The organism is Nostoc sp. DedQUE02, from assembly GCF_034531035.1.
GTDB lineage: Bacteria > Cyanobacteriota > Cyanobacteriia > Cyanobacteriales > Nostocaceae > Nostoc.
In genome coordinates, this window is record NZ_JAVRBY020000055.1 from 1 (window position 1) to 25,834 (window position 25,834).

The following is a 25,834-nucleotide window of genomic DNA, read 5'->3' on the forward strand; positions in this document are numbered from 1 at the left end:
ATTGCGCGATTATTTTCTAACAACAAATACAAGACCCATTTTTTTCTAATAGTATAGCTTGTATTGATTGCCTCATGGGGCTTCTAGCGATCGCCCTCCCGGAAAGTGACAGAAGAGGGATACAGCAGATTGCAGGTAAATGAGGTACATTAATACCAGTGCATCAACGGGTAAAATGAAAGCTTACTCAATAGACTTGCGAGAAAAAATAGTAAACGCTTACTCTGAAGGTGACACCTCAATCAGAAAAGTAGCCCAGAGATTTGGTGTAGCCAAAAGTTTTGTACAAAAACTACTCTCTCTGAATAAGACTGTTTTTCTTTAAAGAGTCGTCGCGTTTGTAAAAATGGTGTTTACTACACCTCTAATTATTGAATTTCAGCAAATGCCACTTGAACTACAAAATCTCACAGGCGGTTACGCCTTGACACCAATTATCCAAGATATTAACCTCACTCTGCAAACAGGAGAATGGTTGAGTTTAGTTGGTGCTAATGGCTCAGGTAAATCTACTTTACTGAAATTGCTGAGTCATATTCTCTCGCCACAAAAGGGAATAGTGCTACTTGATGGTAAAGCAATTCACTCTCAACCCCCCAATATAGTTGCACAAAAACTAGCATTATTGCCGCAACAACAAACTGTTCCTGTTGGCTTAACAGTGCGACAATTAGTAAGCTTAGGACGCACACCGCATCAAACTTGGTGGCAATGGGAATTAAACGACCAAGATTGGCTCAAAGTTGAAGCTGCAATTAAAAAGACGCAACTAGAAAAATTAAGCGATCGCTTAGTAGAACAACTCTCAGGCGGTGAAAGACAACGCGCTTTTTTAGCTCTAGCACTAGCGCAAGAACCAAAAGTATTACTATTAGATGAACCTACAACTTTTTTAGATATCAACTATCAATTGCAACTATTAGAACTGCTTAAAGAACTGAATCAGCAGCAGGGATTAACTATTATCACAGTTTTACACGAACTGAATTTAGGAGCACGGTATAGTTCCCGTATTGCATTGTTAAAACAGGGTCACATTTGGGAAATTGGTACACCTGAAGAAGTTCTAACACCAAATGCGATCGCACAAGTATTTGGTGTGGAATCTGTGATTATTTACACTCCTGTTGGATTACAGGTTTGTGCTATTTCTGCTGTTTAAGATTCTAGTCCATTAAAGTTTTCATCATAAAAAACCCTTGCAATAATCAGCAAAAGTAGTTTTAACTTTCCTAAACTTTTATTCCGCCATTTATCAACAAGCAAGCTTAAATGAGAAAAAGATACCGCGATCACTTAATTTCTGATTTTGTATAAGGTTCAGATTGGGTATAGTATTTTTCTTTCCCCGTAGTGATTAAAGAGAGATTATTTTAAACTCCAGTCATAAGTAATAATTTTTGTCTACCTAATTTTTGTTTTCGTCAGTTAGAGGTAGACGTATAGTGAATGTGCTACCCTTTCCTGGTTCAGATGTCACATCGATTGTGCCTTGATGTGCTTCAATAATGCAGCGAGATAGATATAGTCCCAAGCCACTACCAGAACGTTGATGTTTCCCTTGACGAAATCGCTCGAATAATATTGCCTGATCTGGTTTAGAAATTCCTGGGCCTGTATCTTGGATATCAATATTCACAGCTACCGGAGTGAGATAGCAATGAATATCTACAGAACCTTTGTCTGTAAATTTAATGGCATTGCCGATGATATTTGTCAAAACTCGCCGCAGTTCTACGCGATCGCCCATGATGATACTTAAAGTTTTGCCTTTCTCAAGGTTTACAGCTAATCCTTTTTCTTCAGCTAGAGGAGTTAACTCTTGGGAAACTTCACTAATTAATTCCTGAATATTGCAGGGAGAAATTTTTAATATTTTACAGCCCGCTTCATGGCGATAAACTTCTAGTAAAGTATTTACCATTTCCAGCAGGTCTTGATTACTGCCAATCATGGTATCAATTATTTCTTGCAATTGCGGTGAAACATCGCAAAACCTGCCTTCCAGCAATAATTTTAATACACGGTTGGAGGCTACTAGCGGTATGCGTAAATCGTGAGTAAAACGCGAGACAAAATCTGCCCGGAGATTAGCCATCTGATCTCGTTCGTCGATACTATGCTTGAGGCGCAGGAGCGATCGCACTCGTGCATGTAGTTCATCAGGATCGAATGGTTTACGAATAAAGTCATCTGCACCAGCATCGAGTCCTTCAACAACACTAGATTCATAGTGAGCCGTGAGCAGCAGAATAGGGATAAATGGTAACGCCGGATTCTGCCGGATGCGTCGAGTGAATTCATACCCATCAATCTCCGGCATCATTACATCTAAAAGAATTATGTCTGGTGGTGACTCCTCAACCATAGTTAGAGCCATTTTGCTATCTTCCACCAAACTAATTTCATAGTCCTCATCTTCTAGGACTGCTTCTAAGACCAGTAGATTGTCAAAAACATCATCGACAACGAGAATTTTATCTTTTTTGACAGTTTTAGTTAAAGACATGGCTAAATAAAAAAAGAAGTGCTTGGCTATCCCTCGCAAATCTAGTAATAGCTTACTTCACCAGCGCTGAGATTATTAAGGATTCACATTTTCCTTTAAAGTTTCCTGGATTAAATATCTAATTTTTAAGTAATTATATTTAAAACTATATTTTTTAATTGTGGTATTTAATACCTTGATATAAGGTATGTTACTCAAACAATATCTGTGTTTGGGTCTTAGGTTGAGGTAGTTTAGTCCCTTTTATGTAGATTATCCTAGTTGTTGCAAGCGCAACTACTTAATAGTCAACCATTCTTGCTTGCTACCAGATTGTCTATAAGAAATTGTTTACCATTAGACATCTATTATCAGGTAAATGTATAAAAATATTTTTTGATTGAATTATACTGTCAAATCGAAACTCTTGCCTTGGAAAAGCTTACGAGATAAGGTAATCTATGTCTAATGATAGATGAAGTTCAGGAACTAATACCAAACGCATTGCTTTTTGTATAAGATCCCGAATAAAAGAACTAGATTATTTTAATCTGTACTTTAGATAAATAACAGTAAAGTTAAGCAACTATGAGTGAAATCAAGATCCTTGTGATTGAAGATCACAACCTGACAAGAATCGGCTTACGGTCTGCCTTACAAACCCAGCCAGAGTTCAACATTGTTGGTGAAGCAGCCAATGCAGCCGATGGCATCAAGCTTCTAAAAACTCTCAAGCCGGATGTTGCTACTATTGACATCGGTTTGCCTGACATGGATGGTATTGAGCTAACACGCACATTTAGGCAATATCAAGCAGAGAATGAAGATTATACTACAAAACTACTAATTTTAACCATGCAAAACAGCGAACAGGCTGTTTTAGCAGCATTTGCAGCAGGTGCAGATTCTTATTGCATGAAAGATATTGAAACTGAGAGACTAGTTGAGGCTGTGCGAACGACCCATGCAGGTAGTTCATGGATCGATCCAGCGATCGCAGACCTTGTACTACAGCAAATACGTCAAGATTTCCCTGATGGCAGTAGAGGGGCATCTGGAAAACGAGTTTTGATTGAAGGTATTGATCCAGATGTTGAGAAAAGTATAGTCACCTATCCTTTAACTCACCGGGAGATGGATGTTTTAGAGTTGATTGTCGCTGGATGTGACAATGCAGAAATTGCGAAAAGGCTCTATTTAACAGTCGGCACTGTAAAAACTCATGTTCGAGGTATTCTCAATAAACTCTGTGTTGCTGACCGTACACAGGCTGCCGTCCGTGCTTTGCGGGCTGGATTAGTACCGTAAATATACTTTTTAATAGTTATTTCTCGGTCAAAAGGATCACCTGTACAAAGATTTATTAAGAAATTGTTACACAGTTTAGTAAAATGACATAATTGACGAACAAATAAGTATTTTTCCTCATATACATGATAGCGGATCAATTTCCCTGGCTTACCGCGATTGTTGTGCTGCCACTCGTTGCTTCCCTGCTCATTCCTGTGCTACCTGATAAAGATGGCAAGCGCGTGCGGTGGTATGCACTGGGTGTAGGTATCGCAGATTTTGCATTAATGTGCTACGCCTTTTGGAAGCATTACGATCCCAGGAGCGCTAGTTTTCAAATGGTGGAAAATTATGCCTGGATGCCTCAGTTGGGTCTTAACTGGGCGGTATCAGTGGATGGACTTTCAGCACCACTTGTGCTTCTAGCGGGATTTGTCACCACACTCTCGATTTTCTCAGCTTGGCAAGTTAATCACCGTCCGCGCCTCTTCTATTTTTTGATGCTGGTGCTGTATTCCGCACAAGTAGGGGTGTTCGTTGCCCAAGACTTGCTGCTATTTTTCATTATGTGGGAAGTAGAACTGATTCCCGTTTACTTACTAGTTTGTATTTGGGGTGGGCAAAGGCGACGTTATGCGGCTACAAAATTTTTGTTGTATACCGCAGCTGCTTCTATATTTATTTTGGTGGCAGCCTTAGCAATGGGGCTATACGGTGGCGGTGATATGACATTTGACATAACTGCCCTCGCTAGGAAAGAATATCCCCTTGGGCTACAACTGCTACTTTATGCAGGGTTATTGATTGCATTTGGTGTCAAGCTTGCTGTTTTCCCGATGCATACTTGGTTGCCTGATGCCCACGGCGAAGCATCATCTCCTGTGTCGATGATTTTGGCTGGTGTGTTGCTGAAGATGGGCGGATACGGACTGATTCGCCTGAATCTTGAGTTGCTTCCCGATGCACACATTTACTTTGCGCCTGTTCTAGCCATTCTGGGTGTCGTCAATATTATCTATGGTGCATTAAACTCCTTTGCTCAGACGAATATGAAACGGCGTTTGGCTTATTCGTCAATTTCTCATATGGGTTTTGTACTGCTTGGGATTGCCTCATTCACTGATTTAGGAATCAACGGCGCGATGTTGCAAATGATTTCGCATGGTTTAATCGCATCAGTGCTATTCTTCTTGGCTGGCGTTACTTACGATCGCACCCACACAATGGTAATGAAAGATATGGGCGGTATTGGTCAAGCCATGCCCAAAGTCTTTGCCCTGTTTACAATCGGAGCAATGGCATCCCTAGCACTTCCTGGTATGAGCGGCTTTGCTGGCGAACTCTCGGTATTCGTTGGGATGACAAGCAGTGATGTTTACAGTTCAACTTTCTGCACCGTCACGGTTTTTCTCGCCGCAGTTGGAGTCATCCTCACACCTATTTATTTACTTTCCATGCTGCGAGAGGTATTTTATGGTAAAGGTGCAGCACTACTATGCGACATTAATAATTCAGGTTCGGAAAATCAAGAAGATGAAGGAACAGTTTGTTTTGGTACAGACTGCCTAGTGCCAGAGGATGCAGTCTACGACGATGCTAGACCGCGTGAAGTGTTTATCGCTGCCTGTTTTCTGCTGATAATTATTGGTATTGGTTTCTATCCCAAGATGGCGATGCAGATGTACGATGTGAAGACCGTCGCAGTGAATGCTAATCTTCGCCAGTCTTATGCTATAGTCTCGCAAACAAATCCCCAGATTTATGCTAAGGGTTTCTTGGTTCCGCAAATTTCAGAGGTTGAGGTAGCGCCAGTTTTGGGAACTTTGAAGTAAGCTTTTTGACGAATAGACTTGTCGAAAAGAGCGATCGCTAACTTGGAGAACTTCTAGGTATTTTTCTGAGGATAGACAGAGTATAGCAATCCTATTTGAGTTGTAAAAATTATTGTAGACGCGCAGTGGCTTGCCGCAGGCTACCGCCAAGCCGCCAAGAGCGGCAAGAAAAGAAGGAAAGAAGTTTACGAATCATTTAAGACTGCTATATTGATAGCTTATCAGAATAGGTGGGCTATCAATTCCCTATTGAAGTTATATTAATGTTAACGATGGACTCTACACCCAACTACAGCGTTCAGTTGCTTTATAAATTAACTAAAAATTAGACTATGAATACCACAAAACAAAAAGTTCAATCTTTGCTGAACCAATTGCCAGATGATTGCTCAATCGAAGATATTCAATACCATCTTTATGTAATTGAGACAGTTAGCCGTGGATTAGAAGCAGCCGACAACATAGAAGCAGTAATTACACAAGAGGAAGCTGAAAAACGTTTGAGCAAATGGCTTATGAAGTAGTCTGATCTTCTAAAGCACTAGAAGATGTAGAAGCGATCGCCACATATATATCTCGTGAATCGACTGCTTATGCTGCATCAGTGGTTCAGAGGATAATTGATGTAACTCGTCAATTGAATAACTTTCCACTCTCAGGTCGAATAGTACCAGAGTTTGGCGAAGATGCTATTAGGGAAAAGTTTGTATACAGTTATCGAATCATCTATCGAATTCAGGGCGACACTGTAACTATTGCAGCAGTGATTCATGGAAAAAAACTATTGGATACACTGGATGCAGATTGAGGTTAAGTCAAAAGCAATATTGGATTACCATAACTCATGAGCAAATCAACCCTTTACATGAGATGCTGGTTGATGATTAGTGAGTTTAGCCAATGTCTGTTGTTTCTGCCATCACTGTTAGTGTTCCCGCCACAACTGCAAATTTAGGGCCTGGTTTTGATTGCATCGGTGCAGCTTTAAAGCTGTACAACGAGTTTAAGTTCACTCGCCAAGAAAGTGGGTTAACTATTCATGTCACTGGTACGGAAGCTGAACGAGTCCAAACTGATGAAAGTAATCTCCTCTACCAAGCGTTTGTCAAGTTCTATCAACATATAGAACAGACACCGCCGACTGTGAAAATAGAGATTAAGTTAGGTGTCCCACTGGCGAGGGGTTTGGGTAGTTCGGCGACAGCAATTGTTGGCGGCTTGGTTGCTGCTAATCAACTTGAGGGTGCTACTCTTTCTCAGTCGCAGGTGATGGAGTTAGCGATCGCAATGGAAGGACATCCTGATAATGTAGTTCCAGCTTTGTTGGGAGGATGTCGTCTCGCTGCTACCACTGGCACAGCTTGGGAAATTTGTGATGTTCCCTGGCATAAAGATGTTGTACCAGTTGTAGCTATTCCTAATTTTGAACTTTCCACTTCCGAGGCGCGGGGCGTTCTGCCAACAGAAGTGAGTCGTGCGGATGCGATTTTCAATACCGCCCATTTGGGGTTATTGTTGCGCGGTTTGGAAACTGGTAATGGACAATGGTTAAAGACAGCTTTGCAAGATAGATTGCATCAGCCCTATCGTAAAGCTTTGATTCCTGGTTATGATGCTCTCAACATCGCAGCCGTTAGTGCTGGTGCTTATGGTATGGTAATTAGTGGTGCGGGGCCGACACTGTTAGCTTTGGCGGATAAGTTACACTCGAAAGCTGTGGAGACGGCGATGTTAGCTGCTTGGCAAGAAGAAGGAATTACAGCCGAGGTGCGATCGCTTTCTCTCGATACCCAAGGCGCAAAAAGCTTTTAATATTTTATTCAGCACTTAAAACTCGGTTTATGGAGCAAATTCAGGCTGAAATGGCGGCGCTTAAATCTCAAATTCAGATTCTCCTAGAAGAACGCGCTGCACTCACTATTAATAATGTCATCTCTAGCGAGAATGATTCACCCCAGGCAATGGTTGAAGCCTATCGCCGTCAAGCCAGGGAAAATGCCCAATTATCAGTTGAACTCCAGGGCATAGATGCAGCGATCGCAGCCCTAGAAACCCAGATCAAGCAAAAACAAGGTAAGTTAGTGCGATCGCAAGTTGCATCAAAAGAACTTATTTTACAACAAGAGCTAGAAGAAGCCAAAGAAGTGGCTCAGTTTCATGCTCAACGCATTAATCAACTAGCAGGTGAACTGGCGACAGAAGTCCGTCTCCTTAAACGTTGTGCTAATGAACTAAGTCCAATGTATTGGCGGATTTATTACAAGCCCTTCATCACTGGGTTTAAAACAATCTCCGTTCCTTATGTCCGCTCTGATGGGGAAGTGTGGACAATTGTCAATCGGATTGTTTAATGCTTTAGCTCCAACTACAAGCGGCTAAAGTATTTTTAGTTTAATCATAAAATATGACGGAATTGTAACGGTGGCCTTAGCTGCCGTTTTTTGTTGACGTTGCAAAAGTTTACATTTAAAATGGAATCGTCAAATTTCAATAAGTATTTATTCTTATTTATCCTGAGAATTTGACATTCAATGAGTATATATTCTTGTCAATAATTAAGATTCCATCTTCTAGGATTCAAGATAGTTTACAAAAGTATAGATTCCTTAATATAATGAAACCAAAAGCGAGAAGGCAAATTGATTGTCAGAAGTGATGAATGCTATTGAATTTCCCTGGCTAACAGCCATAATTTTTTTACCATTGGTGGCTGCCTTAGCCATTCCCCTAATCCCAGACAAAGAAGGTAGAACTGTGCGGTGGTATGGTCTGGGAGTTGCGATCGCCGACTTTGCACTGATGATTTATGCTTTTTGGTATAAGTACGACTTTCAGAGTTCAACACTCCAATTTGTAGAAAACTATCCTTGGATACCGCAGTTAGGTTTGCATTGGGCTGTGGGGGTTGATGGTTTATCGATGCCCTTGCTGCTTCTAACAGGCTTAATAAATACCCTCGCAATATTCGCGGCTTGGAAAGTTACCACCAAGCCGCGATTATTTTATGGTTTGATGTTAGCGATGTACAGCGCCCAACTTGGCGTATTTGTTGCCCAGGATTTACTATTGTTCTTCCTGATGTGGGAAATCGAATTAGTGCCGGTTTACCTGCTGATTTCCATTTGGGGAGGACAAAACCGCCGTTATGCAGCTACCAAATTCATCCTTTACACCGCCGCCGCATCAATATTTATCTTGATTGCCGGTTTTGCAATGGCGTTCTCTGGAGATACCGTCACCTTCGACATGGCAACTCTGGGAATGAAAGAATACCCCAAAACCTTGGAATTATTGGTTTATGCAGGTTTCTTGATTGCCTTCGGTGTGAAGTTACCGATTTTCCCTTTACACACTTGGCTACCTGATGCCCACGGTGAAGCATCTGCACCTGGTTCAATGATTTTGGCTGGTGTGTTGTTAAAAATGGGTGGTTATGCTCTTATCCGCTTCAATGTAGAAATGTTGCCCAATGCCCATGTGACTTTTGCTCCAGTGCTGGCAATTTTGGGTGTGGTTAACATTGTCTACGGTGCGTGCTGTGCTTTTGCTCAAACCAATCTCAAACGCCGCTTGGCTTACTCTTCAATTGCCCACATGGGGTTTGTGCTGATTGGGATTGCCTCTTATACAGAACTAGGTATCAGTGGTGCAGTGCTACAGATGGTTTCCCACGGCTTGATTGCTGCTAGCTTGTTCTTCCTGTCTGGCGTGACTTACGATCGCACCCACACTTTAATGATGGATAAAATGGGCGGTATGGCCAAGGTAATGCCCAAAACCTTTGCTCTGTTTACCATAGGTTCAATGGCTTCTCTCGCCTTACCCGGAATGAGTGGTTTTGTGGGTGAGTTGATGGTATTTCTCGGTATCGCCAGCAGTGATGTTTACAGTTCCAGCTTCAAGGTTGTAGTTGTGTTGCTATCAGCAGTTGGCGTGATTTTGACACCAATTTATTTACTGTCGATGCTGCGTCAAGTATTCTACGGTGAACAAAGTCAAGAGTTACACTTGGATGCTGTAATATCTGATGTCAAACCCCGCGAAATATTTATTACCGCTTGTTTGTTGCTGCCAATCATCGGTATTGGGTTTTATCCCAAATTGGCAACGCAGACTTATGATGTGAAGGCAATAGAATTAGCCGCCCATGCTCGTGAAGTTCTACCAGTCGTTGCTCATCAACAACCATCAAGTCTGTACTCGCGGATTTTCTCTGCGCCAACATTGGCTAATTCTCAAGTTGAAAGTTTGATTAACATTTCTGAGTAAATTAACTTCCCATTAAGGGGTCTGCAAGTAAATTCTAAATTATTAGGGCAATAAAGGGGTGGTTACGAAACCACCCCTAAAATTTTGCCAAGATATATCCTAAAGACAGGTGAAACTCCCAAATATGAATTATGACCATTAACTTACCTATAGCCACAGAAATTATACCAATGGTCTTACAATTGCAACCTGCGATCGCACTAACCGAAGACCAGTTTTATGAGTTTTGTCAGTTAAACCGCGATTTTCGCATTGAACGTAATGCTGCTGGAGAATTAGTGATTATGCCCCCTACTGGTTCCGAAACTGATGAACGCAACTTTAACTTAGTTGGGCAGTTGTGGGTATGGACAAAGCAAGATGGTACAGGGGTAGGATTTGGTTCCAGTGGTGGGTTTACTTTGCCGAATGGTGCGGTGCGATCGCCTGATGCAGCGTGGATAAAACGCGATCGCTGGGAAGCCATACCGCCAGAACTGCGAAAAAAATTTGCACCGATTTGCCCTGAATTTGTGATTGAATTGCGTTCTGAGAGTGATAACTTACGAATTTTGCAAGATAAGATGCAAGAGTATATTGATAATGGCACTCAACTTGGTTGGTTAATTGATAGAAAACAGCGCCGAGTTTTTATTTATCGTCCTAATATTGCGGTTGAACAATTGGATAATCCTAACACGCTTAATGGTGAACCTTTGCTACTTGGATTTGTTTTGGATTTAAGTCAGATTTGGTAGGAAGTAAGCTAGTTTTATAGGAACAAAATCAAAATTATAGGAATCTATGGCGGTGAAAGACATATTCCATGATGCAGTAAAACGCGCTTGGAGAAAGAGGGCTGGCTCATTACTAATGACCCGCTTTTCCTGCGTTTTGGTGGTTTGGATATGTACATCGACCTTGGTGCAGAGAAAGTTTTAACAGCTGAACGAAATCAAGAAAAAATTGCGGTTGAAGTTGAAAGCTTTGTTGCTCCATCTACTACAACTGAATTTAGTACTGCTCTAGGACAGTATCTCAAATATCAATTAGCACTTGAGGAAGAACAACCTGAGAGACTTTTATATTTAGCAGTTCCCTTAGACACCTATCGTTCTTTTTTCACCTTAGAACTACCAGGCTTATTAATCCAACGCTACCAAGTTCGGCTGATTGTTTTCGATCCAGAAGAGGAGGCGATTGTAAAATGGCAAAAGTAGAAGAGTACCGTCAACTTATTCAAGAACTGCTGCTAACTTACAGCGAAATCAAAGCCAGCAACGAAGAAGTCGAAGCAGAAGTTATTTTTGATAGAGAGCGCGTTGGGCTTTGCCCCGCCGTAGGCATCACTACCAAGTTGTTCATGCGGGGTGGTCAAATAAGCGCCGTGTATATGGCTGTGTTTTGCATTTAGATATTAAAAACGAAAAAATTTGGATTCAACACGATGGTACTGAAGGAGGGATAGCCAATGAACTCATTAGTAGAGGCATACCCAAAAAAGACATCGTTTTAGCTTTTCATTCCCCCTTTAAACGGCAATTTACTGAGTTTGCTGTTGGTTAAAGTAATTTCAATTGCTAAACTTTTCGTGATTTAGGATATAGCCAAAAGCTAAACAAACGGCTAACTCTAGGCATGACAATATATGTCAACAGTAAAACCATAGTAATTGTAACGATCAAAGAAATAATCAAAGGTGGTAAACCACGAAGTAGGGGGACTATAAACGTACCCAACAAATTAATCAACACATATACAGCTCCCCAAGTTAGCAATGCTATTTTGTAGCGCGGTGGAGTTTTCAGTGGTTGGCCGGGAAGAGAAAACCAAGCTTCTAATCCACACATTTGTTGAACATAAGGATCAGATTCAACCAAATGCTTACCTTGATTCAGCCAATATTCGCGATCGCGCGATGTCATCCACACCTTCAAATTTTCATAACCGTCAAACCGGAAGATAATCACATATTCATTTCGCACGCCAAGTTGGGGACGAATTATATTTGTCCCCATGTGACCAATATAGGTTCTGGCAACACTAGTAATATCTTTTAACCAAATTTCGTAAGCGTTTTCGCATCCTGGTTTGACAAGTTGTGTAATGACCACGGTTACAAATTGCTCGTTTTGTTCCATCTCCATATCAAGTTAATAGTTCTGAGTTTTTGTAACCGTAGCATGGTTGAGTCATTCTCAAGTTAAGGAATACCCAGTTTTTCCAACTTCAAGCCGAACAACATTAGCAGGAACGACACCAGTGGGTGGAGGTAAAAACATTCCACCATTAGTTACAACATAAATCGCGGTGCGATCGCCCTCAGTTTGACCAAAAGCCACGGCTGTGCTGCCAATTACACCTTGCTCGGCTTGAGCAATAATAGTAGTACTACCATCGGGCGCAATTCGTACTACACTATTGTAAATGTGCGTTGCTCCATAAAGGTTGCCTTCCACATCAAAGGCAAAGTCATCAATATTAGTTTGCTCAACAAAAATTTCCGGTTCACCTGGTTTATTAGTGATATCAATGGGAATCCGCAACAGCAACATTTTTTCCGTATTTGAAACGTAGAGGAAATCACCAAAACGCTTCAAGCCATTTGCAGCAGGAGTGACATTTTCCGAATTACTACGAGCAAGCATTGGATGTTCTAGCCAAATTGATCCACGGCGTTGAGCAATATCAATTAGCCAGATTGCACCGCGATAGGAATCTGCTGTCAAATACTGAGTGCTAGAAAGTGGGGTGATGCCATTGAGAAATATTGCATCTGGCAGTGTCAGCAAAGTTTCCACCGTACCATCACTTTTAACTAGAGAAAGCACGGGTATAGAATCAGCATTCCAGCCTGTTGCCACCAGATTACCGTTGGTAGTCAAAGCAAGACCACTTACTTTACCTTCAACAGTCGCATGAATTTGCTGATTGCCATCTGGGGTAATGCGAACAATCTTGCCGATCTCATGATTGCTTACAAAAATTGTGCCATCTGGTGCGTAGGCATAGCCCGCCGCAGGTATCGCTAAATTTTCTAAAAAAGTATTGACTGGGAACGAGGTAATAACTTTAGCAGGTGCTAATTGAATGGTTGTATCTACGTAAATAGGCGGTAAATCTGCGGAATTTGCCATATTAACCTACCACTGTAATTGAATGGGGCCACCAAACTTTCGTATCTCTGCAAAAAACAGACCATTTGTTTCATTACGACTCGTCAGAATTAAGCTCCTAATCAATTTTATGGGGCAGGCAAGATGCCCAACCCCACAAAATGTTACAGGATACTTTTTTATTTGGAAAATCCCTTAACAGGTTACAGGCTCGATATTACATCCCGTGCTACTGCTAAAGTCTGATCAATATCCTCTTCGGTGTGAGCAAAAGACGTAAATCCAGCTTCAAACTGAGAGGGTGCTAAGTAAACACCATGCTCTAACATTCCGCGATGAAAGCGTCCGAATTTGGCTGTATCAGACTTTTTCGCATCTTCGTAGTTATGAACTGGGCCAGAGGTAAAGAATAAGCCGAACATGGCGCTGATTTGACCACCGCAAGCCGCATGACCATTTTCTTTAGCAATTTGCAGCAAACCATCTCCTAGCTTTTTAGTAATCCGGTCAAGATACTCGTAAGTACCTGGCTTTTGGAGCAATTCTAAAGTTTTAATGCCAGCAGTCATTGCCAAGGGATTACCAGAAAGTGTCCCTGCTTGATATACGGGGCCGGCGGGAGCAACCATTGACATAATATCTCGGCGACCACCATAAGCTCCCACTGGCAAACCACCACCAATCACCTTGCCCAAAGTTGTTAAATCGGGAGTAACGCCAAATTTTTCCTGAGCGCCACCGTAAGCAATGCGGAAACCTGTCATCACTTCGTCAAATACCAATAATGCTCCATACTCGTGAGTCAGTTCCCGTAATCCTTCTAGGAAGCCAGCATCAGGCGCAATAAATCCAGCATTTCCAACAACTGGCTCAAGAATGACACCAGCAATCTCGTCGCGGTTTTCTTCAAACAAAGCTTTAACTGCTTCTAGGTCATTGAAAGGTGCGGTTAGAGTGGTGCTAGTTGCCGCTTTAGGTACTCCTGGTGAGTCTGGCAAGCCAAGTGTGGCAACACCAGAACCCGCCTTCACTAGAAACGTATCGGCGTGTCCGTGGTAACAGCCTTCAAATTTGATGATTTTGTCTCGGTTGGTGAAAGCCCGCATCAGCCGCAAAACTCCCATACAGGCTTCAGTTCCAGAGTTGACAAATCTGACCATTTCGATGCTAGGAACGGCATCAATAACCATTTCTGCCAAAACATTTTCTAGGACTGAGGGAGCGCCAAAACTGGTACCTTTTTCTAAAGCTTCATGTAGCGCTGCAATGACTTCTGGATGAGCATGACCACAAATAGCTGGGCCCCAAGTACCTACATAGTCTATATATTGATTGCCATCTACATCCCAAATATATGCGCCTTTAACACGATCAAAAACGATGGGCTGTCCGCCCACAGATTTAAAGGCACGAACTGGAGAACTGACTCCTCCGGGCATGAGGTTTTGAGCTGCGGCAAAGACTTCTTGTGATTTTGTTGTTTTAATTGTGGTATTTACCAAGGTTCTCTCCTAAATAGTAGGCAATAAAAAGCTCTATCTTAGAATAGGGTCAAACAGTGCTGATAATTTCTATCCTATAGAATTAGCTGAACCATAAAAATAACAATATGTTATGCAAGTCCAATGAAGACTTGACTTTAGATATTCAAACTTGATGATTTGAGGCATAACAAAATCTTTGGCGAACTGTATGCTTGCATCACTTTAGGGGTATGTCACAGCTAGATAACATTGTTCAATTCGAAAAAACATACCAGTTACCCTATTCTGAATGGTATCGTAAATCCATAAATTATTCTCATTAGAGCAAACTAGCAGGTATGTCTTCTAACGATTCGCGATCGCTGCATTACACCATCCCGGTTGATAAAATTCGCTACGATGAACGGGGTCTAGTGCCTGCAATTGTCCAAGACTATCTAGATGGTACTGTCCTGATGATGGCGTGGATGAATCAGGAGTCGTTACAAAAGACTTTGGAAACTGAAGAAACTTGGTTTTGGAGCCGTTCTCGGCAAGAACTATGGCACAAGGGGGCGACTTCTGGACATATTCAAAAAGTACAAAGTATCCGTTATGACTGTGATAGTGATGCGCTCCTCATCGGGGTAGAGCAATTAGGAGATATTGCCTGCCATACTGGAGAACGCAGTTGCTTTCACCAAATAGAAGGTAAAATTGCCCCACCACCAGGAGATACATTGTCGCAATTGTTTCAAATAATATGCGATCGCCGCGATAATCCTACTGAAAGTTCTTACACTTGTAAACTATTTGCAGGTGGCGATAACAAAATTTTGAAAAAGATCGGTGAGGAAACTGCTGAGGTGGTAATGGCTTTTAAGGATGATGAAGCAGATGCGATCGCAGGTGAAGTGGCTGATTTGCTATATCATACTTTGGTTGCCTTAGCTCACCATCAAGTTGATTTAAAATCTGTATATCGCAAGCTCCAAGAACGTCGGCAATAGATCAAAAAAACAATTCATCCTACCGTGGATTTGTGAAAAATCTTTGCTGAATAGTTTTTATTCCTTATCCACTCCAACGGTTATCAGTGATAATACTGCCGTCTGGCATAGTGGTGTTATGGAGAATAACACAGTCAAAGGTGCAATGAGCGGCATCAGCATTCAACAGGTTGGCATTAGTAAAGTCAGCGTTCTCGAAATAAACGTTAGTCAGATCAGCACCAGTCAGGTTAGCATCCCTCAAGATAGTGTCTTCCAGGCAAGACCTATACAAATCAGCACCACTGAGGTCAGCCCCTGTCAGATTAACGCCCTCGAAAAGAACAGTCAGGGAGGCATCTCTGAGGTCAGTCCCAGCGAAGTTAGCACTTCCTCTCACGTAAACACTTTCCAACTTGGCTCTTCTCAAATCAGCCCCAGCGAAGTTAGCACCCACTAATTCCGCATTATCCAACCTGACTCTAAACAAGTTAGCACCACTCAAATTGGAACTGATGAGATTAGCACTACTCAAATTGGCAAAACTCAAGTTAGCTCCACTAAGATTGATACCACTCAAGTCAGCCCCACGCAAATCAACCCCAGTAAAATCTCTTTCTCCAGCAGCATATCGTTGCAACAACTCCTCAGCAGTTATCCTCATTTATACACCTCGGCATTAATTAACACGTATAAAGATAACTTACTAAACCTCTTCGACCCCCTCTAAGTTATTCGCAGGTAGTGATGACAAAATTTTGAAAAAGATTGGTGAGGAAACCGCTGAGGTGGTAATGGCCTTTAAAGATGATGAAGCAGATGCGATCGCCAGTGAAGTTGCTGATTTGCTATATCATACTTTGGTTGCCTTGGCTCACCATCAAGTGGATTTAAAATCGGTATATCGCAAGCTCCAAGAACGTCGGCAATAGAGCAAAAAACAGATCGCCTTAATCAGCCAAAATTCGATTGAGATACTGTAAAATTACCACAGCGATCGCCACACTCAAGATGAAGCATAGCCAGTAACTATTGGTAATAATTTGTGGTTGATCTAACGCCCATCCACCCAAGGGATGACCAATAAAAGAGCCAACAGCCCAGCACAAAGCGTTGATGGAGAAATAAACGCCACGTTGATTTTCCGGGGCTAACTCAGTTACTAAAGAGGCAGCAGATGGGGTGTAAGAGACAATCGCCATAGCAAATACTCCTAATGCCAATATTACCCAAACCAAATGATGAGATGGGGCTGTACCGCTTACCCAAATCAGTCCAAAACCAATTGCCCAAAGAATGGCGGAAACAGTCAACGCGAGTGTGTGAGAACAGCGTTTTAAGATGCTGGTGACAGGTAACTGACAAATAATTGCGAACACCAGATGCCAAGCAAATAATCCGCTAATCGTAGTTTGAGCAAATCCTTCGGTAGTACTTTCTACAAAAACAAAGTTTTTGAAGTAAAGCGGTAGGGTGCTGTGGATTTGAGAAATATAGATTGTGAAAAATATATTAACTGCGATGTAGATCAGGAAACGCCTATCTTTTAATACTGCAATCCAAGAAGCAAAAAGTTCTGTCTTTTCAGGTTCCTCTATTTGCTGTTGTTCCGTTTCATTAATCCCTACATACACAACTCCAAAAAATGCCATAAAAGAGATGGCATCAATCACAAATAGCCATCGATAACTCCCAATTACCGCGATCAAAAACCCAGCCAGCACAATTCCGATCGCTAACCCCAGATTATCAGCTAGTCGGGCGATCGCAAAAGTTTCGCGGCGATTGTCAATTTGGCTAGCGTCAGCAACCACAGCTTCAGCCGCAGGCCAATAGAAACCTATCCCTAAACCGCTAATCAAGCTGCCAATTACCAAAGAAGTGAAATTATTGGTTGCAGCTAAAACTAAAGAAGCAATTGCTGAAATCGCCGTGGCTAGCAACAAAGTGCGGCGGCGTCCCCAGTATTCAGAATCAGCCAAAGAACCACCTGTAATCCGCCCTACAACGCCGGAAATTGAGGCGCTACCCAAGGCTACCCCAACACTGGTTGCAGATAAACCAAGTTGATTAACAAAAAAGATGGGGGCGTAAAACAGGGTAAAGCCAGTACCAACTTCCGACAGAAATCTACCAATTGCGAAAATCCAGACCTGGGGATGTATCGAGGGCAACCACGATGGTAGCTGCGATTGAGAAGCTAATTTCATGAGCTTAAATGTCATAGCTTGGTGACATTTTTGTAATTCTTATCATTGGCTACAATTTTCCTCACTAATTCCACAGGGTTTCCACAGGGATTTTAGCAGTTTTCCACAGGTGCTATACGAGCTAATAGGCTTCTTACCGTCTGACTGGGGATTGTTAATTACAAGTAGCAAAGAAGTTTAAGGACTGAGTTTTTGTAAAGTCAAGTAACAAAAAGCTGGCTTAAATCCCTATTATCTCGTTCGCATTTATTTTTTATACAATCGTTTTTAACATTTCGCAGCATTGACAAACCCACCCCCTCTTGGCGCACAATGATGCGGCTTGCTTTTGTAATCCGTTCAATCGGCTGGCATCAAACGTGTAAAATATATTACCAATAGATGTAAGCGTAGATTGTCAGGATGGCAAAAGAGCGTGTGAAGCCCTAAGCCGCTTCATCGCAAGCAATTTGTCCCTTTTGATTATCCTCGTAGGAGGAAAATCTCATGAAAGCAACGGTTAGCATCTTTACAGAAATTCCTGAAACACTCCACGAATCCTTAAAAAACTACTTAGAAACTCATCCTGATTGGGATGAAAACAGAGTATTAACGGCGGCGTTATCATTGTTTTTACTCCAAAATGGAGATAGCGATCGCCGTGCTGCTCGAGTCTATCTGGAAACTTTGTTCCACCACTCCTCAGTAGAAATGCCCTGTACCGACTCACCAGTAACAGCTAATTTACTAGATACCCCATAAGTACTGGTATGAAAAGCGTTATTTTGGCTCATACCCGATTAATGAGTTATCAGCCACGATCAGCAATATTACAATAAAAAAGATCAGTAAATTCTGATCCTTAAAAGGTTCCAATAGTTTCTCTTGCTGCCAAAACTAGTTAGAAATAACGCCAGATTTAGAATTGAGGCAAGACTTGAGTATATTAGCTGACCGTTAACACTTGTTATATAACGGTTTTCTTTTGGATACAAACACTTTCGTCGGGGCGCACACCTATACGCCCCGACGAACTCCAAACTAAGTACTGTCATATCTAGCAAAACTGTCAGATGGCAAGAAATATTTTCCAGTGGACTTTCTCCCCTGTCCACTGTCTTAAATGGATAAATAAATATCTCAAATAACTACATAGTCTGTATTTGAGAAATATCTACCTATTTTGATTGTCTAAATTTGTCTTTTATTAAGGCCAAATAAATTCACTAAATAGCTCCCCCAAGAGTTAAGAGTCAAGAGTTAAAAAACTCTAGACTATAAACTCAAGACTTAGCTTCCAAGTGCTGGGGATGAGCAGGAGATTCAAACTTATAGCCTACACCACGTACAGTTTGAATTAATGCTGGCTGACTAGCATCAATTTCAATCTTCTTGCGAATTTGGCCGATATGTACATCTACAACGCGCTGGTCGCCGACATATTCATAGTCCCATACCTCTTGAATTAGTTCTGCACGCCGCCAAACTCGGCCTGGATGACTGGCTAAAAAATGCAACAAGTCAAATTCCAGAGCAGTTAAGGGTACTGGTTGGTTATTAAGTGCTACCTCCCGTCGCACTGGATCAATCATAAGTTTTTCAAATACCAAGCGTTTCTGCTCGGCCGTAGTTATCACTCGCTGACGCCTTAAAATAGCTCCGACTCTGACTTCTAACTCTCCTAACCCAAAAGGCTTGGTGAGATAGTCATCAGCACCTTTAGCAAAGCCGCGAATTTTGTCAGCTTCATCAGCACGGCTAGTCAACATTAGAACAAAAACACCATTACGACTTTGCATCTCTTGGCAGAGGTTAAACCCTGTGACATCTGGTAAATTCACATCTAGAATCACCAAATCAGGGTTAAATTGCTCAAATAGAGTTAAGGCTGTCTTTCCATCTTCGGCAGCCTCCACCTGATAGTTCTGTTTAATCAAAAAGCGTTGGATTAAATTCCGAACCGCAGGGTCGTCGTCAACTACAAGAATCTTGGCGGGAGCCATGACCATTACTTTGCACAAAAATTCGTAAGATTAACAAGAGAATTGCGTAAAAACGCAGTTGCCACTTTGGCTCTAACTAAGAATCTACATGGCTAGGGTATAAGAATCCTGATCATTCAAAAATAAATACTCTAATCAGGATTGTGGGTGATGAGAACGCGAAACTTCTGTTAGCCACAGTATATAAGCACTCTGACTTTAGTCGCAACAGTTCTTGACACCAACACATCTCCTTGACCCTAGTTAGGTGGTAACTTAAAACGTTTCAATTTTAAATCGATATGCGGATATATACCACAAGCGATTATTCAGTATAATTAAAAAAATTCTATTAGGGCAGAGTAAATTGCCAAATTTGAAACAGTAAAGTTGATTTTTTCATAAAAACTATGCATTTTTAAGTACTCTCCGTTCAAATTCTAGATTAGAGCCAGAATTAGGCAACGACATGAGGGTATACACGGAGTTATAGCAATATGTTAAAGTGACTATAGTTGAAATTACAAAGTCGATCAAACTAACCCGTGCTACTATCCTGGTAGGGCATAAAATAGGTCGAGACTTTAGTTTCGATCAAAATAAAACCTAAAGCTGTTTTTTCTTAGACATTAAAGACTGCCGCTGATTGAGGCTGAAGTAATAAACTCCCATGAGCGATCAAAATCCCTACGAAAAACTTGGGGTATCAGAAGAGGCTAGCTTCGATGAGATTCAGGATGCTCGTAATCGCCTATTCGAGCAACATAATGGCGATGCCAAGCATTTAGAAGTAATTGAAGCGGCTTACGATGCGATTTTAATGGATCGCTTACGGATGCGCCAGGAAGGTAAAATCAAAGTTCCTGAACGCATCCGGTTTCCAGAGTTGCGAGTGCAATCGCCTCCTAAGGAAAGTCCAACCCCTCGTGAGCAGTCACCTGCATGGCTGCAACGAATGCTGGATCAGCCAACACCTGCGGATATACTCTTACCAGGAGCTTGGTTTCTCGGTTTGAGTTCTATTAGCCTGTTTTATCCAGAGGGAGGCGATCAGGTTTTGCAGTTAGCATTGGTGGTTGGAGTAGGTACTAGTATTTACTTTCTCAATCGCAAGGAAGGCAAATTTGGTCGAGCCGTTTTGTTCACCTTAGTCAGTTTAATTATTGGCTTAATTGCTGGGGGACTAGTTGCTAGCTGGCTCTTATCACAAGTACCATTCCTCAATCTGTCATCGAATCAGTTTTCTACTGTACTGACATTTATATTCTTGTGGTTGGTTAGTAGCTTTCTGCGCTAAATTGATAGCCTTAAGGAAGCTTCTAAAAACCTCTAAAAAGAAGATGCGTGTTATTTATTTTGACATAACACAGGGTAAGGGTACACAGATGTGTACCCTTAACATATATATGGCAGCATATAGTCATCTTTGCTTGATTACTTGTTAAACCTCAAGAACCCTAAAGAGCCAAAGTTACGCTTCGTCTCCACTGCCTGCAAGCCTATCATCTATACATACAGCAGTTTTCGTTCGGATGAAGTATAAAGTTAGAGGTTTTGAGGCTGAAGGGAGAAGCTGGAAACAACGAGATTACAAAGTTTTTTTTCGCATTTCTCACAACTGAGAAATGCGGCTAGAGTTAAGCTTATAGTTACTTGCAAAAATATTTACATACTCAGCACTCTTGATGACTACTGCTGTTTGGTGCAGTAGTCACCTTTAAGATACACCAATCATTTTCTATCAAGTCGGCACTAATTCGCCAGGACGCAATTTTGACCACTTACCTGTTTCCCGCTTAAAGCTAAGACAACCAACAACATCCCATTCCATTTCAATTACATCCTCTTGAGTCCGAATGTTGACGTTGATAGAAGGTTCATTTGGCTCAAAATTTGGTGTTTCGGTCAAGTGAAGCTGTTGGTGCTGCCCTTCTACGGCATGATAGGTAACACAGCTGTCTACATAGTGGCAGTTCACGCAAATACACATAATAGAAACAACTCCAGGGGCCTTTATTGTTAATCTAACTTAAGCCCAACTGTTATTCATGAGTTGGTAGGTAGATTTTTATTACAATGCATAAATTAGTTCTTTCTAACTTATACCAATTTGAAAAATGATTGTGAAAGATGGAGTGCTAAATGCGATTACTACAGCAATCCTAGATAAATTGTGAACAAAAAATCATGAAAACGAACCGCATTTGCCTAGCTTGCTTCTCCGTAATAGTACACAATCTAAAATCGTTCGACTGAGCGTAGCCGTACCCCTTTGGGGAAGCAAGCTACGCGTAGCGTTCCGCAGGAAAGTCTAAAATCCAAAATGGTATTAGCTCCCGAAAATTGGCCTTTTAGTTTGGAATGGCTGCCACAACCTGCTTACATGGTAGGCGGCGCTGTACGAGATGCTATCCTTGGTAGAACTCGCGAATATCTCGATCTAGATTTTGTTATACCATCTAAGGCAGTAAAGGTAGCGAGAGCGATCGCTCATCATTACAAAGCTGGTTTTGTCTTACTTGATGCAGAACGACAAATTGCTCGTGTGGTTTTTCCCCACGCCACAGCCGATTTTGCTCAACAGGAAGGAAATAGTTTAGAAGTCGATTTGCACAGACGGGACTTTACAGTAAATGCGATCGCCTATAATCCCCATACGCAAGAAATTATCGATCCTCTGCAAGGTTGTGTAGATTTACAACAGGGTATTTTGCGAATGGTATCACCTGCAAACTTAGAAGATGACCCTTTGCGATTAATGCGAGGTTATCGCCAAGCCGCCCAACTAGGTTTTACTATTGAGCTAGCTACCCAAGCCGCAATTCGTTCTTTGGCATCACATATCAGCAAAGTTGCAGCTGAACGATTTCGGGTAGAAATTGGCTATCTACTGGCAAATTCTCAAGGTACTCCTTGGCTGACAAGTGCTTGGGAAGATGGTTTACTTGCTCCTTTCTTTAGAAACGCCACTCGTGAAAGCTTGATCAAACTAGCAGCAGTTGACAATGCAGCTGCCTTACTTACAGAAAATTGGCAACAATTAGGGGTACAACTGCAAGAGTATATCCGTGATAGTATCAAAACCACTTGGTTAGGTATTGCCAAACTTGCTTGTCTTGTCAACCCAGACCCAGTATTAGCGGAAATAGAGCTACAGGAACTAACTTATAGTCGCGCTGAAATCCGGGGTGTAACTACTGCTCTGAAAATGTTACCGCAGTTTCAAGTAGTCGATATGTCTTTGCGAGAACAATACTTTTTGTTTCATAACTTAGATATTGTATTTCCCGCTACGGCAGTGCTAGCTGTAGCACTTGATAATTTGCTGGAGGTCATGTCTGGTGACAACCCACCACAGACACTAGTGGCGACAAAGGAAATCAAAGCAAGACGGCGCCAAGTATTAGCATCTTTGATCAACCGCTACCTGAATCCTGATGATCTGGTCGCTCATCCCACTCCATTACTGAGCGGAAAGGAGTTGATTATAGCATTAGATGTTCCAGCTTCCCCAATCATCGGTCAACTGTTGAGAGAAATTGCCGTAGCACAAGCTGAGGGTAAAGTCTCAACACCAACAGAAGCGATCGCTCTTGCACGTCAGTTAATTGATGGTTAAATATACTTAACCAATTTCTGCTGATACTATATTATGCAATGCCTGTGGCGGGCCACACCTACCAATATTTGGCATTATTGGGTAAGGCTGGTAAATCTGCAACCCCAAGTAGCTTAGATGTCCCTACTTAACATAAAATCGCAATCTTTATAGTCAATCCTTGCAATGATATACATCACTTATGCTAATATTTGCTTGACATTCTGACTATATTATTATGTTCTTCCCTAAAATTCAGCTCAAATGGGCAATTTAATGGATTATATAACAGGCTATTCATTTTATGCTCTGGTTAGCCGCCTGAAGACAACCCCGTACATTCGCTTAAGCACTTATCAGAAAAAAAGACTTCCAAGTTCTCATGATAGATGGAGTCTTTAATGCCTAACCTTTTTTGGACAGGATTAACTGCTTATGAATGGACAGCCTTTAATTTTGGTTGTAGAACAGAGTTTACATGATTTAGAGCTACTTAATTCTCATCTAGGAATATTAAATTTCTCATGCATTTGTACCAAACAAGGAGTGAGGGCTGTGGTCTTGGCACAAACTCATCAACCAGATTTAATTTTGCTAGATATGATGCTATCTAATTTGAGTGCTAACCAAGTTATTGATGACCTCAAACACGACTCAAAAACTGCAACTATCCCAATCATTGCATTAGCACCTCTAACAATAGCACAAGAAGATGACTCCACAATACTGACGGGATTTGATGATTGCATTACTAAACCCTATGATTTTAATCAATTAGAAGTGGTAATCACTCGCCACATCAGTCAGCTAAATTCTTGAAAGTTACGTTGGGATAGAGATTCGGAATTACGAACCTCAAGCAATTGATTGAAAACCACAATAATCCCAGTCCGGCCTGTTGCTAAATTTGTGTTTGTCATCAGGTCGATCGCTGGCTTACCAATAATTTCCTCAATCAAAGTTTTTAATTCTGGCTTAATTATTTTCTCTAAATATAATCGCACTTGTTCAGCTAAAGTCTCATAGCCTCCGTTCAGTAGAGTCTGTTCAGCTTGAGTAACAGAGTTTTCTAGAGAAATAACAATTTCAGTATCAAAAAAATGGCAAATGATTTGGCTAGGAGGCTTACCTATTTTCTCATTATATAATTTTATGATCTGCTGTGATATTTCTATTTCTAATTGTTCAAGATGAGTTTGTACCATTAGCAGCTACAATGTCATATTTATCGTTCGAGCCTGAGATTTAAATTATTCAATATTATAGTAGATGATTATGGGATAGTCAGAAAAAATAAATCAAGATTGGACATTAAGTTAGGGGATTAGCTTGATTTATTTGTTATGAATTTATTTAGAAAAATTCCCAAATTTGACGAGAATAAAAGTTGTTAATCAACGATTTTGTCCGTATTGGGTCAATTACTGCATTGCTGACATTGCCGATCATCAGCTCAGGGATATCAGCTTATTTTATGCCAAATAAGCGATCGCCTCCATCTCCCAACCCAAGAATAATAATGTAGCCATAGTCATCAATGGTGGCGGTATACAACGGCACATCAGGATGTACATCACAAAAATACTTTATACCATTTGGTGCAGCAAATAAGCAGACAAACTTTATTGATAAGGGATTAGCCACTGCAAGATTGAGTGCCAATCACGTTGTGATGTGCCTGCTTCGTTAGCGTAGCAATAATCGGCCCGTGTTCAATATGGTAGGCTACTTTCCGTTGAATAGGGATTGGTTTCGGGTGAAAGTGGCTAGGATGGAAAGTAAGAACAATATGCCTGGAAACGTCGTTTTGCTTTGGCATAGTCATTATTTTCTTGGGATGTTTTTATCACTTATTACTCGCTAGGCATCTGTCAACTGCCTCTAGTCAGTTTTTATTTTTATGACTCTAAATGCCTAGTGTGATATTAGTGATATTGCTGAATATAGGAAATTATACAGAAAATTCATAAATAGCAATTAATCCCCGCAAATTTAAAGATGACTTTAAAAATGAATTAATAGATATATTTTGTGAGAAAGTTAATACAAAGGTATATTCACTGATCTCAAATTCATGGATTCTTTATCTATCAATTCCTTACTTGAAGAGTTGAAAAACCCCGATGCCACAGTCCGGGACAAAGCAACCAGAAAAATCTGGCGAATCTGGTTTCAGCAAAAGGGAATCTATGGTCTAGAAATAATTGACCGCAGTCAAAAGTTGCTGGATGCAGGTGAAATTGCTGAAGCTGAAAAAGCACTGACAGCACTTATTAATGACCAGCCAGACTTTGCTGAAGCCTGGAATCGTCGAGCTTTCCTGTATTACAGTATTGGTGATTATCAAAAATCTTTAGCGGATTGTCAGATGGTTGTGCAGATAAATCCAATACATTTTGGGGCACTTCATGGTATGGGCTTATGTTATGCAGCACTAGGAGAGTATGGTCAAGCTATCCGAGCTTTTCAACGCGCCCTAGAAATTCAGCCCTATTCGCTAGTGAATCAAAAGTTGATTCTAGAATGTACATTTAGATTCAGCTACAATGGCAGATAGGAGGGAGCTTTATACTATTTTATAAATCCGTCATCACCCTCATCAACAGCAATTCATTACCTTACTCACCGCAATTTTCTTC

Annotated in this window: 24 protein-coding genes and 6 pseudogenes; 19 read left to right on the forward strand and 11 right to left on the reverse strand. The window is 41.2% G+C overall.

Annotation, left to right across the window (positions count from 1 at the left end; all coding sequences use genetic code 11):
• Window positions 1-385: 385 nt before the first annotated feature.
• Window positions 386-1,162, forward strand: coding sequence for an ABC transporter ATP-binding protein (locus RMX98_RS28535; RefSeq protein ID WP_322681912.1), 777 nt, complete (start codon window positions 386-388; stop codon window positions 1,160-1,162).
• Between the two features lie 246 nt (window positions 1,163-1,408).
• On the opposite strand, the gene RMX98_RS28540 is transcribed toward RMX98_RS28535, so the two are convergent.
• Window positions 1,409-2,509 (reverse strand): hybrid sensor histidine kinase/response regulator, encoded by a 1,101-nt coding sequence (locus RMX98_RS28540; RefSeq protein ID WP_322681909.1) that lies wholly within the window; start codon window positions 2,507-2,509, stop codon window positions 1,409-1,411.
• Between the two features lie 567 nt (window positions 2,510-3,076).
• Between RMX98_RS28540 and RMX98_RS28545 the strand changes: the two genes are divergently transcribed.
• The 11 genes and pseudogenes from RMX98_RS28545 to RMX98_RS28595 all read left to right on the forward strand — a co-directional run bounded on the left by RMX98_RS28545 (window position 3,077) and on the right by RMX98_RS28595 (window position 11,424).
• Window positions 3,077-3,796: a response regulator transcription factor gene (locus tag RMX98_RS28545; protein WP_322681908.1), complete on the forward strand. Its 720-nt coding sequence runs from the start codon at window positions 3,077-3,079 to the stop codon at window positions 3,794-3,796.
• A gap of 125 nt (window positions 3,797-3,921) precedes the next feature.
• Window positions 3,922-5,610: an NAD(P)H-quinone oxidoreductase subunit 4 gene (locus RMX98_RS28550; RefSeq protein ID WP_322681907.1), complete on the forward strand. Its 1,689-nt coding sequence runs from the start codon at window positions 3,922-3,924 to the stop codon at window positions 5,608-5,610.
• A 332-nt stretch (window positions 5,611-5,942) separates the two neighbouring features.
• Entirely contained in the window at window positions 5,943-6,134 is a 192-nt protein-coding gene (locus tag RMX98_RS28555; protein ID WP_322681906.1) for a hypothetical protein, read from the forward strand.
• Window positions 6,119-6,418 (forward strand): annotated as a pseudogene (locus RMX98_RS28560) (type II toxin-antitoxin system RelE/ParE family toxin). The gene RMX98_RS28555 and the pseudogene RMX98_RS28560 overlap by 16 nt, the downstream one beginning before the upstream one ends.
• A gap of 92 nt (window positions 6,419-6,510) precedes the next feature.
• The gene (thrB, locus tag RMX98_RS28565; RefSeq protein WP_322681905.1) at window positions 6,511-7,422 is read left to right on the forward strand and encodes a homoserine kinase; all 912 of its coding nucleotides are present in this window, start codon (window positions 6,511-6,513) and stop codon (window positions 7,420-7,422) included.
• Between the two features lie 29 nt (window positions 7,423-7,451).
• Window positions 7,452-7,961: a hypothetical protein gene (locus RMX98_RS28570; protein ID WP_322681904.1), complete on the forward strand. Its 510-nt coding sequence runs from the start codon at window positions 7,452-7,454 to the stop codon at window positions 7,959-7,961.
• A gap of 304 nt (window positions 7,962-8,265) precedes the next feature.
• Complete coding sequence (locus RMX98_RS28575) at window positions 8,266-9,879, forward strand: NAD(P)H-quinone oxidoreductase subunit 4 (protein ID WP_322681903.1); 1,614 nt, start codon at window positions 8,266-8,268, stop codon at window positions 9,877-9,879.
• Window positions 9,880-10,010: 131 nt separating this feature from the next.
• Window positions 10,011-10,616: a Uma2 family endonuclease gene (locus tag RMX98_RS28580; RefSeq protein WP_322681902.1), complete on the forward strand. Its 606-nt coding sequence runs from the start codon at window positions 10,011-10,013 to the stop codon at window positions 10,614-10,616.
• A 46-nt stretch (window positions 10,617-10,662) separates the two neighbouring features.
• Window positions 10,663-11,078: pseudogene (locus RMX98_RS28585) on the forward strand (XisH family protein).
• Window positions 11,066-11,272: an element excision factor XisI family protein gene (locus tag RMX98_RS28590; RefSeq protein WP_409881634.1), complete on the forward strand. Its 207-nt coding sequence runs from the start codon at window positions 11,066-11,068 to the stop codon at window positions 11,270-11,272. Before RMX98_RS28585 ends, RMX98_RS28590 begins: the two are co-directional and overlap by 13 nt.
• Entirely contained in the window at window positions 11,188-11,424 is a 237-nt protein-coding gene (locus RMX98_RS28595; RefSeq protein WP_409881635.1) for a XisI protein, read from the forward strand. The genes RMX98_RS28590 and RMX98_RS28595 overlap by 85 nt, the downstream gene beginning before the upstream one ends.
• A gap of 14 nt (window positions 11,425-11,438) precedes the next feature.
• On the opposite strand, the gene RMX98_RS28600 is transcribed toward RMX98_RS28595, so the two are convergent.
• The 3 genes from RMX98_RS28600 to hemL all read right to left on the reverse strand — a co-directional run bounded on the left by RMX98_RS28600 (window position 11,439) and on the right by hemL (window position 14,476).
• On the reverse strand, window positions 11,439-11,999 hold the full coding sequence (locus tag RMX98_RS28600) for an antibiotic biosynthesis monooxygenase (protein ID WP_322681911.1): 561 nt from the start codon (window positions 11,997-11,999) through the stop codon (window positions 11,439-11,441).
• A gap of 57 nt (window positions 12,000-12,056) precedes the next feature.
• A complete protein-coding gene (locus RMX98_RS28605) occupies window positions 12,057-12,995 on the reverse strand; it encodes an SMP-30/gluconolactonase/LRE family protein (RefSeq protein WP_322681901.1) in 939 nt (312 codons plus the stop codon).
• A 182-nt stretch (window positions 12,996-13,177) separates the two neighbouring features.
• On the reverse strand, window positions 13,178-14,476 hold the full coding sequence (hemL, locus tag RMX98_RS28610) for a glutamate-1-semialdehyde 2,1-aminomutase (protein WP_322681900.1): 1,299 nt from the start codon (window positions 14,474-14,476) through the stop codon (window positions 13,178-13,180).
• Window positions 14,477-14,796: 320 nt separating this feature from the next.
• Here hemL and hisIE point away from each other — a divergent pair, with 320 nt between their 5' ends.
• Complete coding sequence (gene hisIE / locus RMX98_RS28615) at window positions 14,797-15,447, forward strand: bifunctional phosphoribosyl-AMP cyclohydrolase/phosphoribosyl-ATP diphosphatase HisIE (protein ID WP_322681899.1); 651 nt, start codon at window positions 14,797-14,799, stop codon at window positions 15,445-15,447.
• A 64-nt stretch (window positions 15,448-15,511) separates the two neighbouring features.
• Here hisIE and RMX98_RS28620 read toward each other — a convergent pair whose 3' ends face one another.
• On the reverse strand, window positions 15,512-16,090 hold the full coding sequence (locus RMX98_RS28620; RefSeq protein WP_322681898.1) for a pentapeptide repeat-containing protein: 579 nt from the start codon (window positions 16,088-16,090) through the stop codon (window positions 15,512-15,514).
• 49 nt (window positions 16,091-16,139) lie between these two features.
• Between RMX98_RS28620 and hisE the strand changes: the two are divergent.
• Window positions 16,140-16,358: pseudogene (hisE, locus tag RMX98_RS28625) on the forward strand (phosphoribosyl-ATP diphosphatase); the annotation flags it as partial.
• An 18-nt stretch (window positions 16,359-16,376) separates the two neighbouring features.
• On the opposite strand, the gene RMX98_RS28630 reads toward hisE, so the two are convergent.
• The gene (locus tag RMX98_RS28630; RefSeq protein WP_322681897.1) at window positions 16,377-17,636 is read right to left on the reverse strand and encodes an MFS transporter; all 1,260 of its coding nucleotides are present in this window, start codon (window positions 17,634-17,636) and stop codon (window positions 16,377-16,379) included.
• A gap of 486 nt (window positions 17,637-18,122) precedes the next feature.
• Between RMX98_RS28630 and RMX98_RS28635 the strand changes: the two are divergent.
• Window positions 18,123-18,314, forward strand: a pseudogene (locus tag RMX98_RS28635) (DUF2811 domain-containing protein); the annotation flags it as partial.
• Window positions 18,315-18,898: 584 nt separating this feature from the next.
• Here the strand turns inward: RMX98_RS28635 and RMX98_RS28640 are convergent.
• Window positions 18,899-19,618: a response regulator transcription factor gene (locus RMX98_RS28640; protein WP_322681896.1), complete on the reverse strand. Its 720-nt coding sequence runs from the start codon at window positions 19,616-19,618 to the stop codon at window positions 18,899-18,901.
• A 649-nt stretch (window positions 19,619-20,267) separates the two neighbouring features.
• Between RMX98_RS28640 and RMX98_RS28645 the strand changes: the two genes are divergently transcribed.
• Window positions 20,268-20,894 (forward strand): CPP1-like family protein, encoded by a 627-nt coding sequence (locus tag RMX98_RS28645; RefSeq protein WP_322681895.1) that lies wholly within the window; start codon window positions 20,268-20,270, stop codon window positions 20,892-20,894.
• Between the two features lie 444 nt (window positions 20,895-21,338).
• Here the strand turns inward: RMX98_RS28645 and RMX98_RS28650 are convergent, their stop codons facing one another.
• The gene (locus tag RMX98_RS28650) at window positions 21,339-21,587 is read right to left on the reverse strand and encodes a Ycf34 family protein (RefSeq protein WP_322681894.1); all 249 of its coding nucleotides are present in this window, start codon (window positions 21,585-21,587) and stop codon (window positions 21,339-21,341) included.
• Window positions 21,588-21,920: 333 nt separating this feature from the next.
• On the opposite strand from RMX98_RS28650, the gene RMX98_RS28655 reads away from it, so the two are divergent.
• Together RMX98_RS28655 and RMX98_RS28660 are read left to right on the forward strand one after the other, a co-directional pair.
• Window positions 21,921-23,216, forward strand: coding sequence for a CCA tRNA nucleotidyltransferase (locus RMX98_RS28655; protein WP_322681893.1), 1,296 nt, complete (start codon window positions 21,921-21,923; stop codon window positions 23,214-23,216).
• Between the two features lie 414 nt (window positions 23,217-23,630).
• Complete coding sequence (locus RMX98_RS28660; RefSeq protein WP_322681892.1) at window positions 23,631-24,014, forward strand: PleD family two-component system response regulator; 384 nt, start codon at window positions 23,631-23,633, stop codon at window positions 24,012-24,014.
• Here the strand turns inward: RMX98_RS28660 and RMX98_RS28665 are convergent.
• The 3 genes and pseudogenes from RMX98_RS28665 to RMX98_RS28675 form a co-directional block, all read right to left on the reverse strand.
• Window positions 23,999-24,400, reverse strand: a complete 402-nt coding sequence (locus RMX98_RS28665; protein ID WP_322681891.1) for a DUF2294 domain-containing protein — start codon at window positions 24,398-24,400, stop codon at window positions 23,999-24,001. The two genes, RMX98_RS28660 and RMX98_RS28665, sit on opposite strands and share 16 nt — an antisense overlap.
• 262 nt (window positions 24,401-24,662) lie before the next feature.
• Window positions 24,663-24,845: pseudogene (locus tag RMX98_RS28670) on the reverse strand (uracil phosphoribosyltransferase); the annotation flags it as partial.
• Window positions 24,838-25,014, reverse strand: a pseudogene (locus tag RMX98_RS28675) (hypothetical protein); the annotation flags it as partial. The pseudogenes RMX98_RS28670 and RMX98_RS28675, both read right to left, overlap by 8 nt.
• Before the next feature lie 255 nt (window positions 25,015-25,269).
• Between RMX98_RS28675 and RMX98_RS28680 the strand changes: the two are divergent.
• On the forward strand, window positions 25,270-25,752 hold the full coding sequence (locus tag RMX98_RS28680) for a tetratricopeptide repeat protein (protein ID WP_322681890.1): 483 nt from the start codon (window positions 25,270-25,272) through the stop codon (window positions 25,750-25,752).
• Window positions 25,753-25,834: the final 82 nt, after the last annotated feature.